Here is a 19,627-nt window from a genome sequence, read left to right as displayed (position 1 = left end):
TTTTTAATATATTGTTTAGCTCTTGTTTAGCTCTTTTCCAAGCTTACTATTCTTATAACCATAGAAGAAGTAAATAAACATCCCAATCAGGAACCACATTCCAAACCAGAACCAATTTTCATGGCTCATTCCGGTAAGAAGGTATAAACAAGAACTTAATCCTATTAATGGAATAAGAGAAAGATTCTTGATAAAAGTAACCCCACATAAAATGAGATTGATGAGAATAAAGAAGAAAATAGAGGCTCTAAATTCTCCCTCCTTAGGATCCTTCCAATCCATTAATGTTTGGAAAAATTCAGGCTGCAAATAATAGAAAGCTACCAGTCCGCCAATAAACACAACGGGGAAAATAATTTTACCATTGATATAAGGAAGGTGAAATCTGCCTTTGATCTTTTCTTTGGCAGGAAGTGTCAAAACTCCTGCACAAACCAATACGAATGCGAAGATGGTTCCGATACTTGTAAAATCAAGGATGAAGGTTTTATCCGTAAATAAGATAGGAACTCCTACCACAATCCCTGTAACAATGGTTGCAAAAGATGGAGTTTTATATTTTGGATGAATTTTAAGGAACTTCTGAGGCATCAATCCGTCACGGCTCATTGCATACCAGATTCTTGGCTGGCCCATCTGGAAAACCAATAGTACAGTGGTGATTGCCACAATAGCTACAAAAGAAACCACAAGCTCCATCCATGCTACATTCGCATTGGTTTTTTCAAAGATGAATGAAAGCGGGTCTCCTACACCATCGAATTTTCTGTAATCTACCATTCCTGTCAATACCAAAGTAAGAGCAATATAGATTACTGTACACAATACCAAAGAGATGATCATTCCTTTTGGTAAGGTTTTTTGAGGATCTTTTGTTTCTTCAGAAAGAACACTTAAAGCATCAAAGCCAATATAGGCAAAGAAAACCCCCGATACGGCGCTCATTACTCCTGTAAAGCCATTAGGCATAAAGGATGGACTTCCTGTTACAGGACTTATAGGCGTCCAGTTATCAGTGTTGATATAAGCAAAACCAACCAGGATTACCAATAGAATTACTCCTAGCTTTAAGATAACCAAAGAATTATTAAAGTTTTTGCTCTCTTTTACCCCAACATAACAAAGCCATGTAATTAAACCATTAATGACCAATGCCGGTACATCAACAATGAACTTTAAGTTCCCAATTAATGGTGCTGATTTCCATGCATTTAATAGTTCTTTGTTTTCAGAACCGTTTAAGACAGCTTTCTTCGCTTCTGTATAACTACAGGTTAGGTAATCAGGAATGTGCATTCCGAGACGCCCTAAAAAGCTGGTGAAATAATCAGACCATGAAAAGGCTACATAAATATTTCCGAAAGAATATTCCATGATCAAAGCCCAGCCAATGATCCAGGCAATTAATTCCCCAAAACTGGCATAAGCATATGTATAGGCAGAACCTGCTGTAGGAATTCTGCTGGCAAATTCAGCATAACATAGAGCGGTAAAACCACAGGCAAAGCCACAAATCAAATAGAGAAGGATCACACCAGGGCCACCTCTGAAAACGGCTTCTCCCAAACTGCTGAAACTCCCAGCTCCAATAATTGCCGCAATACCAAAAAATACGATGTCCCATACACCTAAAACTCTTAAAAGTCCTGTTGAAGTATCTGTATCCGAATAGACTTTCCTTCTAAAAAGTTGACTCATTCAATAACTATATTTGATTTGAAAAAAACAAATGTAATGATTTTTTATTTTGATGTTAACAGTCGTTAAGAACATTTGGATAAAAATGCTTAACGAAAATCATTTAGTCTTAATAAACCGGTATTTCCACATAGCTGTCGTTATACCATTTTATCTCCATAGGTTCTCCAGCATCCTGTATCGTTTCATCACTTACATCTTTACCTGTTCCATAATTGAGCTGCCAGTTCGGATTTTTGTTAACGCCTACTAACAAAAGTAATTTACTTCCCTTTTCGATCTTTTTACTCATAACATAGGCATTTTTTATAGGAATCTGTTCAATAGTATTGGGAGTAAGAAGCTGGCGCATCTCATTATTTTTAGCATAGCTGGCTCTTGCAATATGAGAAGATAATGAAATAAGCTTTCCGTCAGGTCTGATTTCATAAAGAGAAGCATGGGTGTCAAGATCTTTTTTGTTAGTAGAAATCGTAAAAAGCCCTGAAATACTTCCACTGATAATAATATCCTTATCCAGTATTTCACTTACAAAATAAGTAGAATTTGTAGTCTTAATGCTGTCTTTTTTGCTTACAGCATAATAAGTGTCTTTATCGTTTCTATTATTGAAATCTACAATGAGAGGTGTATAGTTTTGCTGCGTGGGCTTAATAAATACAGAAGAATTATTCTTACTGTTTTGAAGATAAAACTTCAAATTAGAAGTGTGCATTTTATCAAAAGAGGAAACGTGTTTCCAGGAGTTGGTGTTCATGACCTGAAAATTAACCTTGTCTTTTAAAAGTTCAGGTTTTTTTCCATTTTTAAGAATATAATCAAACCATGAAAAGGCAAGATCGTCAATACTGATTCTGGCTGCCGGATCGATAGGGTTTCCTTCAACGTACGTGAATCCGAAACTCTGTGCTCCACCATGGTTGTAAGGGCCAATTACGAGATAATGTTCCGCATTTTTATTGTATTTAAGGTGTTGGTTATAATAATATAATGCCCCGATCTGGTCATCGTCATAATAGCCGGTAGTGGTAAGAATTGGGATATTGATTTTGGCGAACTCCTCTTTATAAGGAACCATTTTCTGCCAGTATTGGTCATAACCCGGGTGGTCCAGCCATCTTTGAAATATTTTGCATGGCTTTTTGCTGATCGTATCCAGAGATCTGAATGATCTTCCGCTTTTGTACCATGCTGTATTGATAGAATCCCATTTGGCTGCATTGTTGAAATCTACCTCATCGGTGTACTTATTATTGGTAACATACTGAATCCATTGCAGCATATAACTCATAAATACATTATTCTGGGCAGGATAATCTATTCCAATACCTACAGAAACCTGTGGTACAATGGTTTTTAAAGCAGGATGCAATTTCTTCACAGCTGCCCATTGACTGAAACCAAGATAACTTCCTCCAACCATGCCAACCTTTCCATTACTCCAGAGCTGTTTGCTTGCCCAGTCGATTACTTCATATAGATCTTGTGATTCATGTTCAAAAGGATTATTTTCATCATTACTATTTCTTTTGCCTCTTGTATTGACTACAAGTCCTACATATCCATAAGTCGCGGCTCTTGTTCCGAAAAAGCGGTCTAGTTCTCCGGCATAAATGTTATTGGTAAGAATAACAGGAAGGGGAGATTTATTCTCTTTTTTTCTGATAATGGTAAGGGTCAATGTATTTCCATTCTGAATTTTAAGATCTCTTGTTTCTGTAATAAATTTTTCCTTGTCCTTTGCTGTCAATAGCTGTTTGATCTCAGGCTGGATGCCGGAATAAGTTTTATAATCCAAATAAGCTTTACACAATGCCAATGCCGATTTGTAATCTATACTGTCTTTTTCTTTCTGTTTATCCAGAGCTTTTTTTAATAATTTTCTGAAATTGTTTACATCACCAGCAACGGCAAGTCCTACCCTTGGAAGTAAGTGTTCCGGAAGGCTTTCATATTTTTTATCAAATGCAGTCCGAAGTCCTTTTGAAAATGATGTTTTAGTTTCTGTTAATTTGGCCATGCTGTAGACTTCATAGCTCATAAATTTATACCCGGCCATATTATGGTCAGCAAACTGATTCCGATACTCAGCAAGTGTAGCAAGAGATTTCTGGTAATCCTTAGCAATGATTTGAAGTCGAAAAAGGGCATCTGATAAATCTACGGCATTCTGAGGTTTGTGTTGTACCGTCTGTAGATTGGGAATTAGCTGGACGGCTAATATGGGCATTTGTTTTTCCAAAATAAGAGTGTCTGTAACAGCTGTTTTCGGAAAGTAAAATTTTTGAGCCTGTATAAGGTTGACAAAAATTAATGCTAAAAGTATCTTAAATTTCATATTACAGTGTATTTATGGTATGTTTTTAGCTGCTGTTGAAAAAGTATCAGATCAAAATGTATTTTTGTTAACTGTTTACTGAAATTGTTTACATTTTTACCAGACTAAAGTAAGGATTTTTATCATACAATAGTGAAAAGTTTTTTACTCTTGCTAATACCTGTTTATGGTATTAAATCTGTTAAAACTTGCTTAAACAATAAGTTTTTAATATTTTCGTTAACTTATTTAGACTAATTTTCTTATATCAAGAAGAATGAAATCAAAAAAAATACTTTTAGCGGCTGCGGTCATTTATTTCGGAATTTCCGATGCTCAACAGTCCCAATATTTTACCCAGAAAGAAAATTATAGATTCAATCTAGCGGAAAATCTTTATCAAACTAAAATATACAACGCCTCCCAATACGAATATGCAAGACAATATTTCTACAATCAGAATTTGTCCCGTTCAAAGAAGGAGGCGGCTCAGTTTTTTGATAATGTGATCGGTGTGATTCTTCAGAAAAATCATGCTGAAGAAGGATTGACGGCTTTCATGAAAGAATATCCTAATTCTGCTTATTTTGCTCAGGCTAATCTTCCTTTAGCGGATTATTACCTTGCGAAAAAAGATTTTGACAAGGCATTGGAAACTTTAAAAAAGGTGAACCAATATCAGCTGTCAAAAGAGGAGAATACGCAGTATATTCTGAAGTTGGGATATGCCAAATTTATGATGGGAGATTCTAAGGGGGCTACGGATGCTCTGGAAGAAGCTTACAAAACTGCCGATCAGTCACAAAAAGGAGATATCGCCTACATGCTGGGACATTTGTATTACAGTAACAGGCAAAATGATAAGGCTTTCGAATATTTTGACTCCATAAAAGATCAGGATAAATTCTCAAGGTTGGTACGTCCGTATTATGTACAGATGTATTATAATGATAAGAATTATGATAAAGCAATTTCTGAAGGAAATGCATTATTAAATGAAAATATTTCAGAATCATACAAAGCAGAAGTCCATAAGATCATTGGGGAGAGTTTCTTCATGAAGAACGATTACAATGCTGCTTATCCTCACTTGAAGGACTACCTGAATGTACAGCAGAATCCTTCTGAAAATGACCTTTATGAAATGGGGTTTGTGGCTGCACAGCTGAAAAAGTATGATGAAGCAGTTTCTTATTATAACCAGCTTGTCAACAGTAATTCAGCGTTAGCACAGAATGCTTACTATCAATTAGGAAATGCTTATTTAGCGGTTGATAAAAAGCAAGAGGCCCTTTCTGCATTCCGTTCTTCTTATCAAATGGATTATGATGCAAAAGTGAAAAAATTAGCACACGAACAGTATGCGAAATTAGGATACGATATCGGAAACCCGTTTGAAAATCCTTCTACTGTTCTTCAAAGCTATATCAATGAGAACCAAAATGCTTCTAACGCTTCAGAAATGAGATCATTATTGGTGAAATCATATTTGTATTCAGGAAATTATAAAGAGACATTGAACGCTATTGATAGATTACAAAGTTCAACACCTGATATCAATAAAGTGGATCAGGAAGTTTCTTATTTATTGGGAACAGAAGAGTTCAATAAAGGGAATTATGATGAAGCAGAGAAATATTTCTTGAGAAGTTTAGGCTTTAATATCAATAAAGAATTTAATAGTAGAGCTTTATATTGGCTGGCTCAGGTATATTATCAAAAAGGAAATTATCCGTCTGCCATTGTTCGTTATGAAAAGTTGCTTAATGAAAACTTCCCGGAAAAGCAGCAGCTGCCTTATGATTTGGGATATGCTTATTTTAAGGCTAAGAAATTCGATCAGGCGGCTACTTATTTCAAGCAGTATCTTACAAATCCAAAACCTGAATTTAAAAATGATGCAGAACTTCGTTTGGCAGATATTCATTACGCGAATAACGATCTGAACGAGGCCATTGCGATTTATGATAAGAATCAGGATGCTACAGATTATACTTTATATCAGAAAGCAATGGCTTTAGGATTTAAAGGAGATACTCAGGCGAAGATTACCAATTTAAAAAATCTTTTATCCAAATATCCGGATTCTGAATATTATGATGATGCACAATACGAAATAGGAACAGCTTACGCAGCTCAGGATGATTTTGCAAACTCCAATGATTATTTTGGAAAAGTTATAAAAACATCTTCAGATAAAGACCTGATCGCTAATGCTTCTATTTACAGAGCACAGAATTATATCGACCAGAACCAGAATGATAAAGCTCTTTCTGAGCTGAAATCACTAGGAGAGCAGTATAAAAACACAGCATATGCTCAAAAAATTGTTCAGGCTGCAAAACCTGTATTTACGAAGAACGGAGATGTGGCAGGCTATGAAAACTTTGCAAGAAGCATAGGCGTAAATGTTGATGCATCTGAAATTGATGAGATCAACCTATCTACAGGAAAACAATATTTCGCGAAGAAAGACTACAAAAATGCGATTTCTTACTATGAGAAGTATCTAACGCAGAATCCAACGGGAGAAGGTCTTTATCAGGCTAAATATGAATTAGGAGAAAGTTATTATCAAACTAATAATTCTACAAAAGCTTTACTTGTTTTACAAGAGGTGGCCGGAGTTCAGAATGATTATCAGGATGATGCTCAAACCCGTTTAGCACAGATCTTTATTGCACAAGGAAATACTGCCGAAGCTAAAAAATATCTTGAAGGAATTAAGAACTCTTCCAATATAAGCATTAAAAACTATGCGAATGTTGAGCTGATGAAGCTGTATGCAGATGAAAACAACTTCTCTGAAGCAGAAAAACTGGCCAATGCAGTGATTGCCAACTCCAAAAACTCAGCAGCCGTTATAGAGACGGCGAAAGTAATCAAAGCGAGAAGTCTGATGAATTCAGGAAAGGATAAAGATGCTCAGGCAGCTTATGTTTCTCTTGAAAAATCATCCAACACTTCGGTAGCCGCAGAAGCATTGTATGCAAAAGCGTATTACCAGAATAAAGGAAAAGCCTTTAAGTCTTCTAATGAAACCATCTTCAAGCTGGCAAATAATTATGCCTCTGAAGAATATTGGGGGGCAAAAGCTTTGGTATTGATGGCTAAAAACTATATCGGCTTAAAAGATAATTACCAGGCTAGTTATACTTGTGACCAGATTATTGCCAATTATAAGAGCTTCCCGGATATCGTAGCAGAAGCGAAAGAAGTTAAAAAGCAGATTAAAAAGTAAAAATGCAGTATCCTGTTCATGTAAACAGACATTAGTGCATTTTACATGGATACATAAATACAAGAAGTAGTAATGAACAGAAAAATTCAATTATTATCCATCATATTTTTAGGGGTTTCGCAGTTTGCGTTTTCCCAGATCAAAGAGGAAAAGCTGGTTCTTAATAAAAAAAGAGAACCGGAGGTGAAGAAGATCGAGAAAAAGAAGACTTCCGTGGAAACCATTAAAAACTATCCTCCGGAAGAGAAATCCCAGACTCCTGTAAGATATACCATTACAGATGTTCCTGCGGTTTCCGACTTCAAAACTTCTACAATTCAGGGAGAGGATGTAGCTCCAAAATTTGATGGGACGGCTCAGAATAACTATGTCCAATTTGGAATGGGGAATTATGGGAAGATCCTGTTAGATGGAAATGTATCCAAAACCCTTCAAAATAAGTTCGAGGTAGGAGCAGATGTACATTTGTTGTCTACAAGCGGTCTTAAAAATGATTACGACTGGAAATCAAAACAAACATCTGCAACGATAGGAGCTTTCCTTAATTCTTATGGGGATAAAGGAAAATTCAATATCAATGCTGAATATGGATTAAATAACTATAACTATTACGGGATTTATGCTTTAGCGCCGTCAGCAGATGTTGATTTAAAACAAAAAGTCAATCAGTTCAAAGTGAATGGATATTATGATTTCTATTCTAACGAGATTCTGAATGATGTAAGAGTAAAATCTTCATTCCTGAAAGATCATTTTGATGCTCAGGAAAACCAGGTTTCGATTTTAGCTAACTTCTCTAAGCATGCTGTTGAGTTAGGGAAATCAGGGATTAATCTGAATGCAGATTTAGGGGTAGGTTTAGAAGCTGTGAAAACAGATTTTGAAATGGTAGATAAGAACTCTTCCAATTTCTTTAATACCAGCTTAACTCCAAAAGTGACCTTCAGAAAAGGAGAGTCTTATTTGATGTTAGGATCAGGATTTTCTTTCCTGAATGCTAAAAACTCAAACATACACATGGATCAGGTGAAGAATAATAAAACCTATTGGTTTCCACAAGCTGAGTTCCAGGTGGCAGCTGCTAAAGAATTTAAATTCTATGGTGGGGTAGATGGTGGTCTTAAGCTTAACACTTACGGAGATCTTCTTCAGGAGAACCCTTATGTTCTTTCTGACCAGTATTTAAAGCCTACAGAAACAAAATATCACTTTTACGTAGGTTTAAGAGGTGATATTGATGAAACATTGAAATACGATGTATCTGCTGGTTTCGGAAAAATGAAAGACATCATGTTCTTCAGAGCAAACAGTCTTTTTGATAATAATTACACCCTGAATCGTGCTGCTTATGATTATGCGAATACATTCTCTGCAATCTACGATGATGGGAATGTAAGTGATATCAAAGGTAGTGTACAGTATTTCCCATTAGAAAATTTAATGATTGACGGAGAAGTAAGGTTTACAAAATATAATTTGAAGAACTACGATAATATCTACAATGTTCCATTAGTGAATGCAAGTATCGGTGCAAAATATGCAATGCTTGACAAGAAATTATTGCTAGGTTTCAAAGGAATTTTCGCAAGCGACAGAACAACCAACTCTTTTTCAATCGAAGGAATTGCAGATGCTTCAGCTCCTAATGGAATGATTTACCGATCATTAGAGAATACAAACGATAAAGTTGGTGGTTACGCCGATTTAAATCTTTCTGCAGAGTACAAAATTCACAAAAATTTCAGTATTTTCGCACTCGGAAATAACCTTCTAAGCTCAAAATACCAAACCTACAAGGCTTATAAAGTCTTAGGTCCTCAGATTTTGGGTGGGGTGAAGATTACTTTCTAAATCATAAGTAATAAGCAATGAATGATAAGTAATATTCTATTACACATTACTTATCATTTATTACTAATGAATACGGCTGCATAGTTTAATGGATAGAACTTCGGATTTCGGCTCCGACAGTGAGGGTTCGAATCCTTCTGCGGTCACTAATAACAAAAAATGCCAAATGAAGACTAAAATAATCATTTGGCATTTGTTTTTTCTGAGAGTATTTAAAGTCTAAATTTTGGGAAGTTCTTCTATTGGTGGAAAACCATTAATGTCATATCGTTTTGTCTCTAATAAAGAAACAGATTGCCATCCTTTTATAAAGTACCCCATTCCTTCTACTAATTCATCGACAGCACTGTTCCAATTTCCGAAATCAGGAAGAGAAGATCGTAACTGATAAAATTCTTTCAAATCCTTATCATGCATAAGAATAGTTTTTTCCAGTGCCTCTTCCTTTGATAATTGGTAATGATGTTCCAATACTTTAACTATATTGAAAAATATCTCTCCACTTTCTTCATCTTTTAGTAGTGATTGTACGTCATTGAAATAACCGATAATTCTGGTCGTAAGATCATATAATCTTCTGATCACAGGATGTGAATAAATATAATCTGGCAAAGTGATTTCATTCTGAATTTCTATTGTTTCAATAAAAGCACAAATCATTAATGTTCTAACTCTAATATTAAGCAGATTGCCAACTGTTGGGAATATTTTATTTTGCTTATAGATTACCTCCATTTCCAGACCGTCAAAATAATCATTTAATGTATCAGCAAAACGATTTACAGATGATTCTGGAATGAAATTCAGGAACCCCTTCCGTATAGCATATAATTGATACGCGAGAGGTATTTTTGCTTCTTCAGGTGTGATTTGCCCTTTTAATATGGCTATAGATTGCTTTTGTGCATATCTAACCTCAGCAGCGGTAGCTACTTCATACATATCATCATTATACATAGACCAAAGCATAAATCTCCCCAGTGGCAGCATACGTTCGAAGCTTTGGGTCTTGGGCCACCAGCGGGCAGACATAAATCCCGTTTTTGTTTGTTTATACTTTTCTTTTGTTGAAGACGGAATTAGATTTTTAAGTTCCTTGTCAATCCACTGGTTATCAGTTATTTCCTGTAAATCTTCAGCAAATGGGCTGATCGGATCAGGGAACGAATAATTAAAGCGGTTCTTTAGAATTGTTTTGATTTTCACAGTATTTTGATTTTGGTTTTATTTTTGGACGGATTCTTGTTTTTGTAAATATATACATATTATGCTATATGATTAATTTAATTATTGTATAAATAGTATATTGTTAAAATTTTAAACATTTATCAGTGTGAGTATTAATTATTTTGCAAAACATAATTTATGTTAGTGTTAAAATTATTATCCATCCAGTAAGGCTAATATCTTTTTTTAGATATTTTTCTAATATTTCATTTTTTCAAATTTCCATAAGAGTAATTTTATAGTTTCATCATTACTGACTTGAGCCTTAATATTTATATCTGATCTTCCATTGATTCTGTAGGATTATCTTTTTGCCTTGTGATTATTTTGTCAAGCAGTTCTTCGTATTTTTTATGAACCTTTTTATTTTTCTTGTACACCTGTTTTGATAAGACTTTAATTCTCTCATTCTTAAAAGTAATCTTATTAGTTTTTTATTTATAGTTTATTTATATTCTATCCTGTTTCTTTTAATTCAATTTCGATTATTTTATGATATTTAATTGATTGTTAATTTTTTATGTGATTTCTTTATGCCGTTTGTTTAGATCTTTAATTTATTGTTCCTAAATTTTAATAAATAAAAAGTATATTTATATACTTTAATATGTATATTTGTATACTAATTTGTTTGATATGAATTTTGATCTTATAAAATCAGTTGTGGAACTCGTTCAGCAATTTATGGAGCAGAATGAAGGGAAAGCGATATATAGTAACGACCTTCAGGGTTTTACAGAATGGATCAATGCTTCGCCTAGGGATCATTCAATAGAAGAACCGGATTGGGCAGGAAAAGAATTGGGAAGAAGTGCAGACAGCGTCATCAATACTTTACTGATAAAAATGGGAAGGTATGCGAAAACATATTCACGTTCAATTGGTAATTCCATATTTTCAAGTCAGGATGACTTTATTTATCTGATCGGTCTGAAGACCAGGGGAGCGATGCCTAAAATGGAACTTATAAGATATAATGTAAGTGAAAAATCTTCAGGGATACTCATTATTAATCGTTTAATCCGCAATGGCTGGGTAGAGCAGGCTGTTTCAGAGGAAGATAAAAGAACAAAACATATTCAGATAACAGAGAAGGGGCTTGCCGTATTGGAGGAACATATGGATGGGATTCGTAAAGCTTCAAGAGCAGTCGTAGGAAACCTAAGTCATTCTGAACAGATGCTGCTCATTGCCATACTTTCTAAACTGGACGAGTTTCATGATTCTTTTTACCGTATGCATCTGGACTCTATTGACCTCCTGGATGTTGTGTATAAAAGATTGAATTAATGAAATAGTAGAAATCTGTGTTAAAACTATTAAATAAATAACAATGAAAACTGGAGGCTTAAGAAAGAAAATAGCAGTGATTGGTTCTGGGTTTTCCGGGCTTTCTGCTGCCGCGTATGCTGCGAAATCAGGAAATGAAGTGCATGTATTTGAAAAGCACCAGCAGCCGGGAGGAAGGGCAAGACAATTTAAAACAAAAGAAGGTTATGTTTTTGATATGGGCCCAAGTTGGTATTGGATGCCAGATATTATTGAAGGCTTTTTCAATGACTTTGGTTATAAAGCGTCTGATTTTTTTACACTGGTTTCCTTGGATCCACAGTTTGAGATGGTTTTTGCAAAAGAAAATGTTGTCGTTCCCCAAAAAAATGATGAAATCCGTGAGCTATTTGAAAAGATAGAAACAGGAGCAGCAAGGAAATATGATCAGTTTATGGAATCTGCGCGATTTAAATATGAAGTGGGAATGAAAGAATTTGTAACAAAACCCTGTTACAGCTGGCTTGAGTTTGCTTCCTTGAAAATAGCAGGTTGTGCCTTGAAGCTTGATCTTTTAAGTGATTTCAGGAAATATGTTTCAGGTTATTTTACAAATCACAAACTCAAATCCCTGATGGAATTTCCGGTTATATTTCTTGGTGCTTCCCCTAAGGATATTCCTGCTCTTTACAGTCTTATGAATTATGGAGGGTATGTTTTAGGAACAAAGTATCCAATGGGAGGGTTTTATCAACTCATTCTTGCAATGAAAGAAGTTGCAGAAAAACAAGGGGTAACTTTTCATTTTAATCATGAAGTACAAAGAATCAATACAGATAATGGAAGGGCGTCTTCTTTAACAATAAATAATGAAAACTATGAATTTGATGCCATCATTGCATCGTCAGATTATCATCATACAGAAACTTTAATCCCCGATGCACTTAGAAACTATGATAATGAATATTGGAAAAAGAGAACATTTGCTCCGTCCTGCCTTATTTATTACCTCGGGGTAAAAGGGAAGATCCCTCATTTAAAACATCATACTCTGTTCTTTGAAAATGAGCTTGATGAGCATATAGACTGTATTTACAAAGATAAAAAATGGCCAGATAAACCACTTTTTTATTCGTGCTGTCCCTCAAAAACAGATTTGGGGGTAGCTCCGGAAGGATGTGAAAATCTTTTTCTTTTGCTGCCTCTTGCGCCAGGAATAGATGATGAGGAAACTGTAAGAGAAAAATATCTTATCAAAATGATTGATAGAATAGAAAAACATACGGGAGAAACTAATCTTATTTCCAGAATTGAATATAAAAAAAGCTATTGTGTAAGTGACTTTATTTCCGACTATAATGCTTATCAGGGAAATGCCTATGGATTGTCCAATACATTATCTCAGACGGCAGTATTAAAACCTAAAATAAAAAACAGAAAGCTGAGGAACCTTTTTTATACAGGACAGCTAACGGTTCCCGGGCCGGGTGTTCCACCTTCTATCATTTCGGGTAAAATTGTAGCATCTGAAGTTAGTAAACTAAAAATAAAATAATATGAAAAAATTGTTTGATGAATTGTCTTACGAGGTGAGTAAGTGTGCTACACAAAAATACAGTACCAGTTTTTCATTGGGAATACTGGCTTTGAAGCCTTCCATTAGACCTGCGGTTTATGCGGTTTACGGATATGTTCGTTTGGCAGATGAAATTGTGGATAGTTTTCATGGTTATGATAAGAAGAAACTTCTGAAGAGATTAAAGGCTGAAACCTATGAAGCATTGCAGGATGGTATATCGCTCAATCCGATTCTGCATTCATTTCAGGAAACGGTCCGTCAATATGATATAGACAAGAAGCTGATCGATCAGTTTCTGCACAGTATGGAAATGGATCTTCATAAAATTGATTATAACTCAGAGCTGTATAAAGAATATATCTATGGGTCTGCGGAAGTGGTAGGTTTGATGTGTCTGCAAATATTTACTGAAGGTAATAAGAAGCAGTATGAAAGGCTTAAACCCTATGCAATGAAACTAGGATCTGCCTTTCAGAAAGTTAATTTTTTAAGAGATCTCAAAGATGATTATCAAATCTTAGGAAGAACCTATTTTCCTTCCCTGAATATGTCAGTTTTTGATAATACGGTAAAAACCCATATTGAAAATGAGATTGAAGAAGAGTTTAAAGAAGCATTGCAGGGTATAAAAAAGTTGCCGGGCTCATCTATTTTTGGTGTTTACCTTGCTTACAGATATTATCTCTCCCTATTTGAAAAAATAAAGAAAACAAGCTCCCAGAATATGCTCCAGCAAAGAATCAGAATTGCTAATTCACAAAAGCTCCTGGTGGCGTTCAAAAGTTATATCCGTTACAAGTCTGCTTATTTCTGACAATAAGTTTCCGGGGTAAGAATGATTTTTTGAAACGTTTAAAGATTAATAAAAATAAATGATGTATAGATTATACAGAGAACAACAGCTTAACTGTAATATTGAAACAGCATGGGAGTTTTTTTCCTCTCCTCATAATTTATCAGAAATAACTCCTGAAAGCATGGGTTTTGTGGTGCTTTCCGATGTGAAGGATAGGCCTATTTTTAAGGGTATGGAAATAGATTACACAGTTTCTCCTTTGCTGGGAATTCCATTGAGTTGGAAGACAATTATCAGTCAGGTGGATGACTATAAAAGCTTTACAGACTTTCAGAAAAAGGGTCCATATAAGCACTGGAACCATTTTCATGAATTTATTCCTAATGAGCATGGAGTACTCATGAAAGATACAGTAGACTATGAACTCCCGTTAGGAATGTTAGGAAAAATAGCCCATCAGATGTTTGTAAAAGAAAAGCTTAAAACCATTTTCGATTTCAGATACAGGGTTTTGAGTGACCTTTTTAACAATAAGAATACTTAAAATGAATGTTTTGATCGTCTTGTGTGTATTTATTTCCATGGAAGGAGCTACATGGCTGATCCATCGGTATATTATGCACGGTTTTCTGTGGAGCCTGCACCAGGATCATCACGATCATAGCCATGATGGTAAACTTGAAAGAAATGATTGGTTCTTTTTCATTTTTGCAACTCCGGCTATTGCTTTATTATACCTGGGAGTACAACAGGATTTTAGTTACTGGTTTTTTATCGGCCTTGGGATCAGTCTTTACGGGATGGCTTATTTCTTTGTACATGATATTTTTATTCATCAGAGGGCAAAGATTTTCACTAGAACAAAAAATCCATATTTTCTTGCCATCAGACGTGCTCATAAGCAGCATCACAAGCATTTGGGAAAAGAAGATGGAGAATGTTTCGGTTTTCTGTGGGTTCCTGTTAAATATTTTAAAATGTATTTTAATAAAAAATGATGCCTTATACTTACATATTGATTAATTTTTTCACTGTAATTATTTGTTTCTTAGCCTCTTTTGATGGAAGGATACAATTTAATAAGCTTTTCGGGAAATTTCTGCTGTCATCTACCATTGTAGCCATTCCTTTTATCGTCTGGGATATATGGTTCACTGCAAAAGGAGTGTGGTGGTTTGATCTCCATTATACTTTGGGGGTTAAAATAGCGGGGCTTCCGGTAGAAGAATGGCTGTTTTTTTACTGCATTCCTTTCGCCTGTGTTTTTACTTATTATTGCCTGGAAAAATTCTTTACTCTGGAATGGATTAGTGTTTTGAATAATCTCATTGTGTTTACGTCTGTTATTGTTCTTGGTGTCATAGGTCTTCTATATTATGAACGAATATATACTTTACTGACAGTAATTGTAACGATACTTACGCTTTTCTATCTGCATTTTATCGCTCAAAAAGAATGGTTGGGAAAAGCCAGTTTTGTGTATCTTATTTTAATGCCCGGTTTTTTTGCTGTAAATGGAATTCTTACAGGTTCTTTTATTCCTTCGCCGGTTGTTAATTATAATCCTGATGACTTTTTAGGGATTAGAATGGGGACTATCCCTGTTGAAGATGCTGTTTACGGTTACAGCCAATTTTTACTCAATATTTATTTCTTTAAAAAAATAACTAAAAATGAAAAATAGAATAATTTTTACAGTATTGTTAAGCTTTGTATTGTTGAATAGTATAATATCCTGTTCGTCTATGCCGGAAAAAGCGCAGCCTGTCAGCCGGTTTGATGTCAACCGATACTTAGGTACATGGTATGAAATAGCAAGATTCGATTACCGTTTTGAAAAAGATCTTGATAATGCAATGGCACAATACAGTCTTAATCCGGATGAAAGTGTAAATGTAATCAATAGCGGATATAATTTTAAAAAGAACAAATGGGTGTCTGTTAATGGTACCGCTAAATTCGGGGGAGATAAGAATACGGCGGCACTGAAAGTAAGTTTTTTCGGACCTTTCTATGCCGGATATAACGTCGTTGCGCTGGAAGATTATAAGTATGCATTGGTTGCAGGTAAAAACTTAGATTATTTGTGGATTCTGTCCCGCGAAAAGACAGTTCCGGAGCATATAAAACAAAATTTTATCACCAAAGCTCAGGAGATCGGTTATGATACATCAAAACTTATCTGGGTAAAGCAGGATAAAAAAAGCCCGTTCGATAAATAACTATATCAACTTAAAAAGAGAAAAAAATGCTCAAAATACAAGCACAATCAAAAATACCTACAGATTATGGCATATTCACTGTATATGCATTTTCAGAAAGTGAAGAAGACTGGAGTCCTCATTTGGTTTGGGTGGCAGAGAATACAGATTTTACAGCAGCTGTGAATGTACGTTTCCACTCAGAATGTATTACAGGAGAGGTTTTTCATTCCAAAAAATGTGAATGCGGGCAACAGTTGGATGCTGCAATGAAATACATGTATGAAAATGGAGGAGTAATTATCTATCTCCGTCAGGAAGGAAGAAATATCGGGATTATCAACAAGTTGCGGGCTTACGGACTTCAGGAAAAAGGATTGGATACCGTTGAAGCCAATTTGAAGCTTGGGCTCCCGGCGGATGGAAGAAACTTTGATGTAGCCGTGGAGATGCTGAATATTCTAAAGGTAAAAGAGGTTAATTTACTAACTAATAATCCAGACAAAATCAAATCTGTTGAGAACAGTGATATCATTCTCAATAGCAGAATTCCTCTGGAAATAGACTCTAATGAGATGAATCAAAGTTATCTCATTAAGAAAAAGGATTATTTTGGTCATCTTTTAGAGAAGATATAATGTCTTATTCTAAGGCATGATGTTTTTTATGATACATTTAAATTCAGAACCTCATGGAAAAAATTCTGCTTACCGGGGCTACCGGATATATTGGTAAAAGAATGATCAGTGTCATTGCTGCGCAGGGCTATAAAGTGGTATGCTGCTGCAGAGATGTCAAGCGGTTTGAGCCAAGTATGGATATTGATGTTAATCATGTTGAAGTAATTGAAGTTGACTTTCTGAAACCGGAAACATTAAAGAATATTCCTGAAGATATTACAGGAGCGTATTATCTGATGCATTCCATGAGTGCTGCTGAGGATTATGAAGATACAGAAAAGAAATGTGCCTATAATTTTTCTCAATACATAGAAAAGACACAATGTAAACATATCGTGTATCTATCGGGTCTGGTGAATGAAAAACAATTGTCAAAGCATTTGAGCTCTCGGTATCAGGTTGAGAAAATTCTTATGAGCGGTAAAGTTCCTGTTACTGTTCTTCGGGCAGGCATTATTATTGGTTCAGGAAGTGCTTCTTTTGAAATTATAAGAGATCTCGTTGAAAAACTCCCTGTGATGATCGCTCCTAAGTGGTTGTATACAAAATGTCAGCCAATAGGAATCGCAAATGTTCTGGATTTTCTGATTTTTGTTTTGTTTAAAGAACAGGCTTACCATAAAGACTTTGATATAGGATGTGATGATATTCTCACCTACAAGGATATGTTACTGAAGTTTGCGGAGGTAAGAGGTTTAAAAAGGACTATTTTTACCCTACCAGTGATGACTCCAAAGCTTTCTTCCTATTGGCTTTATTTTATTACTTCAACCTCTTATAATCTGGCAAAGGCCCTTGTGGGGAGCATGAAAATAGAAGTGGTGTGCAGGCCTGAAAGTCTGGCTCAGATTAAATCCATTACAAAGATACAGCCGTTTTCTTATGAAACCGCGCTCAAAAGGACGTTGGCAAAAATTCAGTCCAATGAAATCATCTCAAGCTGGAAAGACAGTTTTATCAGCAGCCGGAACGATTCTACATTAAAAGAATATCAGGATGTACCCAAGTATGGATGTTTTACAGATCTCAGAACAGAAGAGTATGATAACAGGGAAGCTTGTGTGAACCGGGTTTTTCAGTTGGGTGGTAAGAATGGATGGTATGGGCAGGAGTTATGGAAAATGAGAGGCTTTATCGATAAATTTTTTGGCGGGCCTGGACTCAGACGGGGAAGAAGGCATCCTTCTGATCTTAAAGAAGGAGATGCTTTGGATTTCTGGAGGGTGCTATATGCTGATCGTAAAGAAGGCAGGCTGATTTTGCTGGCTGAAATGAAACTTCCGGGAGAAGCCTGGCTGATGTTTAAAGTGTATAAAAATAAGATATGGCAGAAAGCTGTATTTCGTCCAAAAGGCCTGTGGGGAAGAATATATTGGTTGATGGTTCTTCCGTTTCATGGAATTATTTTTAAAGGAATGATTAAAAACCTTGCCAAGGATAAATAGACTTTTGTTAATAGTGAGAATAGGATTGAAAGGTATTACTTTGAATATGAGATGAATAGTTTGGTATATAATAAGCGGCTAAATGGTAATTTGATATTTTAAGAAATTTTAACATTGTAAATATTCTTTTAGGCACAAACATTGTTTATTTATATACCAATTACTAAAATATTATATTATGAACAATTCAGATTACAACAAAGCGGAAAATGCAGTAGATCAAACAAAAAATTCTCTAAAAAATGCAGCGGATGAAGCAAAATGGAAGATCAGTGATTTAGCAGATAAGGCTAAAGATTATATCAATGAAAAAAGAGAAAATGATCAGGAAGCTACTCAGGAAGACTGGTTAGACAGAGTGAAGTCGAACGTTTCCGATGCTTGGGAAGATATTAAAGACAAAGCTGATGAAGCATGGGAAAAGACCAAAGATGCCGCTGAAGATGTAAAGGCAGAATGGAGAAAGAAAACCAATTAATGGATTAAGTTAGTTTAACAATAATGACCGGTGCCGGAAGGCATCGGTCATTATTGTTTTTTGTTTTAATAGTTTATTTGTATTCTATTTTTGTTTAGCCACTTAGTCTTCCATAAAATAATAGGAGATAAGTACATTCAATCTTTAATATAAAATTCTTCGGCCTTCCATTTTTATTATTTCCTGATTAACCATCTTTTTAACGGTTCTGATTACCGTTTCAACTCTCAAACCGGTAAGGTCAGCAATTTGCTGGCGGGTAAGTTCTACAGGAAAGCATTGTTGGCAGTCCCCATCATGATAACTTTTTAGATAGTCCAATAGCCCTTTAAGGCGCTGGATGGGATCTGCTGAAGCCATATTGCGCACCATTAAACTGTTATAATATAGCCTTTGTGACAAGCACATATTCATCTCCAGAGAAAGATCAGGATGAGTTTTAAGCATTTCTATGAAATTATTTTTAGGCATCCTCACCAATTCTGTCGCTTGTAAACTTACAGCATTGGTGGGATAAAGTTTTTCGATGAACAGTAATGGATCTCCAAAACTTTGATTTTTGCCCAGGATATTATGAATAAATTCTTTCCCGTTTTCAGTAAACGTGTTTAGCTTAACTTTGCCACTGATAATCTGAAAATAATATTGCGAATGCTCACCTTCTTTGAAAATGAACTCCTTAGGCTTGTGTATCACGGTTTCACCTCCGAATGAATAAAGAATATTTACGTCAATATTCATGCAGCTTATTGTCTTTTTCATAGTTTGTTTTTTTTCTGAAATTAGAGCTTTTTTCTTAAAATATTATAAACAGTTTCAATCCCTGTGCCATTGATTTTTTTTCA

At 35.2% G+C, this 19,627-nt stretch carries 16 protein-coding genes and 1 tRNA gene; 13 read left to right on the top strand and 4 right to left on the bottom strand.

What is annotated here, in order from left to right; translation table 11 throughout:
* Window positions 1-15: 15 nt before the first annotated feature.
* Window positions 16-1,698 (bottom strand): APC family permease, encoded by a 1,683-nt coding sequence (locus AC3HD6_RS18890; protein ID WP_488897743.1) that lies wholly within the window; start codon window positions 1,696-1,698, stop codon window positions 16-18.
* 109 nt (window positions 1,699-1,807) lie between these two features.
* On the bottom strand, window positions 1,808-4,036 hold the full coding sequence (locus AC3HD6_RS18885; protein ID WP_488897742.1) for a CocE/NonD family hydrolase: 2,229 nt from the start codon (window positions 4,034-4,036) through the stop codon (window positions 1,808-1,810).
* Window positions 4,037-4,292: 256 nt separating this feature from the next.
* Between AC3HD6_RS18885 and AC3HD6_RS18880 the strand changes: the two genes are divergently transcribed.
* The 3 genes from AC3HD6_RS18880 (at window position 4,293) to AC3HD6_RS18870 (ending at window position 9,253) form a co-directional block, all read left to right on the top strand.
* Window positions 4,293-7,256 (top strand): tetratricopeptide repeat protein, encoded by a 2,964-nt coding sequence (locus tag AC3HD6_RS18880; RefSeq protein ID WP_488897741.1) that lies wholly within the window; start codon window positions 4,293-4,295, stop codon window positions 7,254-7,256.
* 72 nt (window positions 7,257-7,328) lie between these two features.
* Window positions 7,329-9,107, top strand: a complete 1,779-nt coding sequence (locus AC3HD6_RS18875) for a TonB-dependent receptor (RefSeq protein WP_488897740.1) — start codon at window positions 7,329-7,331, stop codon at window positions 9,105-9,107.
* A gap of 74 nt (window positions 9,108-9,181) precedes the next feature.
* Window positions 9,182-9,253, top strand: a tRNA-Arg gene (locus AC3HD6_RS18870).
* Window positions 9,254-9,326: 73 nt separating this feature from the next.
* Here the strand turns inward: AC3HD6_RS18870 and AC3HD6_RS18865 are convergent.
* On the bottom strand, window positions 9,327-10,313 hold the full coding sequence (locus tag AC3HD6_RS18865) for a terpene synthase family protein (protein WP_488897739.1): 987 nt from the start codon (window positions 10,311-10,313) through the stop codon (window positions 9,327-9,329).
* 657 nt (window positions 10,314-10,970) lie between these two features.
* Between AC3HD6_RS18865 and AC3HD6_RS18860 the strand changes: the two genes are divergently transcribed.
* The 10 genes from AC3HD6_RS18860 (at window position 10,971) to AC3HD6_RS18815 (ending at window position 18,782) form a co-directional block, all read left to right on the top strand.
* Entirely contained in the window at window positions 10,971-11,624 is a 654-nt protein-coding gene (locus tag AC3HD6_RS18860) for a MarR family winged helix-turn-helix transcriptional regulator (RefSeq protein ID WP_488897738.1), read from the top strand.
* Window positions 11,625-11,667: 43 nt separating this feature from the next.
* Window positions 11,668-13,158, top strand: a complete 1,491-nt coding sequence (locus AC3HD6_RS18855) for a phytoene desaturase family protein (protein ID WP_488897737.1) — start codon at window positions 11,668-11,670, stop codon at window positions 13,156-13,158.
* Between the two features lies 1 nt (window position 13,159).
* Window positions 13,160-13,996 carry a phytoene/squalene synthase family protein gene (locus AC3HD6_RS18850; protein WP_488897736.1) on the top strand — a complete coding sequence of 279 codons (837 nt, stop codon included), beginning with the start codon at window positions 13,160-13,162 and terminating at the stop codon, window positions 13,994-13,996.
* 58 nt (window positions 13,997-14,054) lie between these two features.
* Window positions 14,055-14,522, top strand: a complete 468-nt coding sequence (locus tag AC3HD6_RS18845) for an SRPBCC family protein (protein ID WP_488897735.1) — start codon at window positions 14,055-14,057, stop codon at window positions 14,520-14,522.
* 1 nt (window position 14,523) lies between these two features.
* The gene (locus AC3HD6_RS18840; protein ID WP_488897734.1) at window positions 14,524-14,976 is read left to right on the top strand and encodes a sterol desaturase family protein; all 453 of its coding nucleotides are present in this window, start codon (window positions 14,524-14,526) and stop codon (window positions 14,974-14,976) included.
* On the top strand, window positions 14,973-15,662 hold the full coding sequence (locus AC3HD6_RS18835; protein ID WP_488897733.1) for a lycopene cyclase domain-containing protein: 690 nt from the start codon (window positions 14,973-14,975) through the stop codon (window positions 15,660-15,662). Before AC3HD6_RS18840 ends, AC3HD6_RS18835 begins: the two co-directional genes overlap by 4 nt.
* Window positions 15,652-16,200, top strand: coding sequence for a lipocalin family protein (locus tag AC3HD6_RS18830; RefSeq protein WP_488897732.1), 549 nt, complete (start codon window positions 15,652-15,654; stop codon window positions 16,198-16,200). Before AC3HD6_RS18835 ends, AC3HD6_RS18830 begins: the two co-directional genes overlap by 11 nt.
* A 26-nt stretch (window positions 16,201-16,226) precedes the next feature.
* Window positions 16,227-16,817 (top strand): GTP cyclohydrolase II, encoded by a 591-nt coding sequence (gene ribA / locus AC3HD6_RS18825; protein ID WP_488897731.1) that lies wholly within the window; start codon window positions 16,227-16,229, stop codon window positions 16,815-16,817.
* 53 nt (window positions 16,818-16,870) lie between these two features.
* On the top strand, window positions 16,871-18,304 hold the full coding sequence (locus tag AC3HD6_RS18820) for an SDR family oxidoreductase (RefSeq protein WP_488897730.1): 1,434 nt from the start codon (window positions 16,871-16,873) through the stop codon (window positions 18,302-18,304).
* A 178-nt stretch (window positions 18,305-18,482) separates the two neighbouring features.
* Complete coding sequence (locus AC3HD6_RS18815) at window positions 18,483-18,782, top strand: hypothetical protein (RefSeq protein ID WP_488897729.1); 300 nt, start codon at window positions 18,483-18,485, stop codon at window positions 18,780-18,782.
* Window positions 18,783-18,926: 144 nt separating this feature from the next.
* On the opposite strand, the gene AC3HD6_RS18810 is transcribed toward AC3HD6_RS18815, so the two are convergent.
* Window positions 18,927-19,544: a Crp/Fnr family transcriptional regulator gene (locus AC3HD6_RS18810; RefSeq protein WP_488897728.1), complete on the bottom strand. Its 618-nt coding sequence runs from the start codon at window positions 19,542-19,544 to the stop codon at window positions 18,927-18,929.
* Window positions 19,545-19,627 lie beyond the last annotated feature (83 nt).

This window comes from Chryseobacterium sp. II3a, assembly GCF_057815135.1.
Note: the sequence above shows the minus strand (reverse complement) of the source record. Positions and strands in the feature narration are given on the sequence as shown.

What these genes read in the sequence shown, in the direction of transcription:
- AC3HD6_RS18890 (WP_488897743.1), bottom strand. Translation starts at nt 1,698, where the DNA reads ATGAGTCAACTTTTTAGAAGGAAAGTCTATTCGGATACAGATACTTCA.
- AC3HD6_RS18885 (WP_488897742.1), bottom strand. Translation starts at nt 4,036, where the DNA reads ATGAAATTTAAGATACTTTTAGCATTAATTTTTGTCAACCTTATACAG.
- AC3HD6_RS18880 (WP_488897741.1), top strand. Translation starts at nt 4,293, where the DNA reads ATGAAATCAAAAAAAATACTTTTAGCGGCTGCGGTCATTTATTTCGGA.
- AC3HD6_RS18875 (WP_488897740.1), top strand. Translation starts at nt 7,329, where the DNA reads ATGAACAGAAAAATTCAATTATTATCCATCATATTTTTAGGGGTTTCG.
- AC3HD6_RS18860 (WP_488897738.1), top strand. Translation starts at nt 10,971, where the DNA reads ATGAATTTTGATCTTATAAAATCAGTTGTGGAACTCGTTCAGCAATTT.
- AC3HD6_RS18855 (WP_488897737.1), top strand. Translation starts at nt 11,668, where the DNA reads ATGAAAACTGGAGGCTTAAGAAAGAAAATAGCAGTGATTGGTTCTGGG.
- AC3HD6_RS18850 (WP_488897736.1), top strand. Translation starts at nt 13,160, where the DNA reads ATGAAAAAATTGTTTGATGAATTGTCTTACGAGGTGAGTAAGTGTGCT.
- AC3HD6_RS18845 (WP_488897735.1), top strand. Translation starts at nt 14,055, where the DNA reads ATGATGTATAGATTATACAGAGAACAACAGCTTAACTGTAATATTGAA.
- AC3HD6_RS18840 (WP_488897734.1), top strand. Translation starts at nt 14,524, where the DNA reads ATGAATGTTTTGATCGTCTTGTGTGTATTTATTTCCATGGAAGGAGCT.
- AC3HD6_RS18835 (WP_488897733.1), top strand. Translation starts at nt 14,973, where the DNA reads ATGATGCCTTATACTTACATATTGATTAATTTTTTCACTGTAATTATT.
- AC3HD6_RS18830 (WP_488897732.1), top strand. Translation starts at nt 15,652, where the DNA reads ATGAAAAATAGAATAATTTTTACAGTATTGTTAAGCTTTGTATTGTTG.
- ribA (WP_488897731.1), top strand. Translation starts at nt 16,227, where the DNA reads ATGCTCAAAATACAAGCACAATCAAAAATACCTACAGATTATGGCATA.
- AC3HD6_RS18820 (WP_488897730.1), top strand. Translation starts at nt 16,871, where the DNA reads ATGGAAAAAATTCTGCTTACCGGGGCTACCGGATATATTGGTAAAAGA.
- AC3HD6_RS18815 (WP_488897729.1), top strand. Translation starts at nt 18,483, where the DNA reads ATGAACAATTCAGATTACAACAAAGCGGAAAATGCAGTAGATCAAACA.
- AC3HD6_RS18810 (WP_488897728.1), bottom strand. Translation starts at nt 19,544, where the DNA reads ATGAAAAAGACAATAAGCTGCATGAATATTGACGTAAATATTCTTTAT.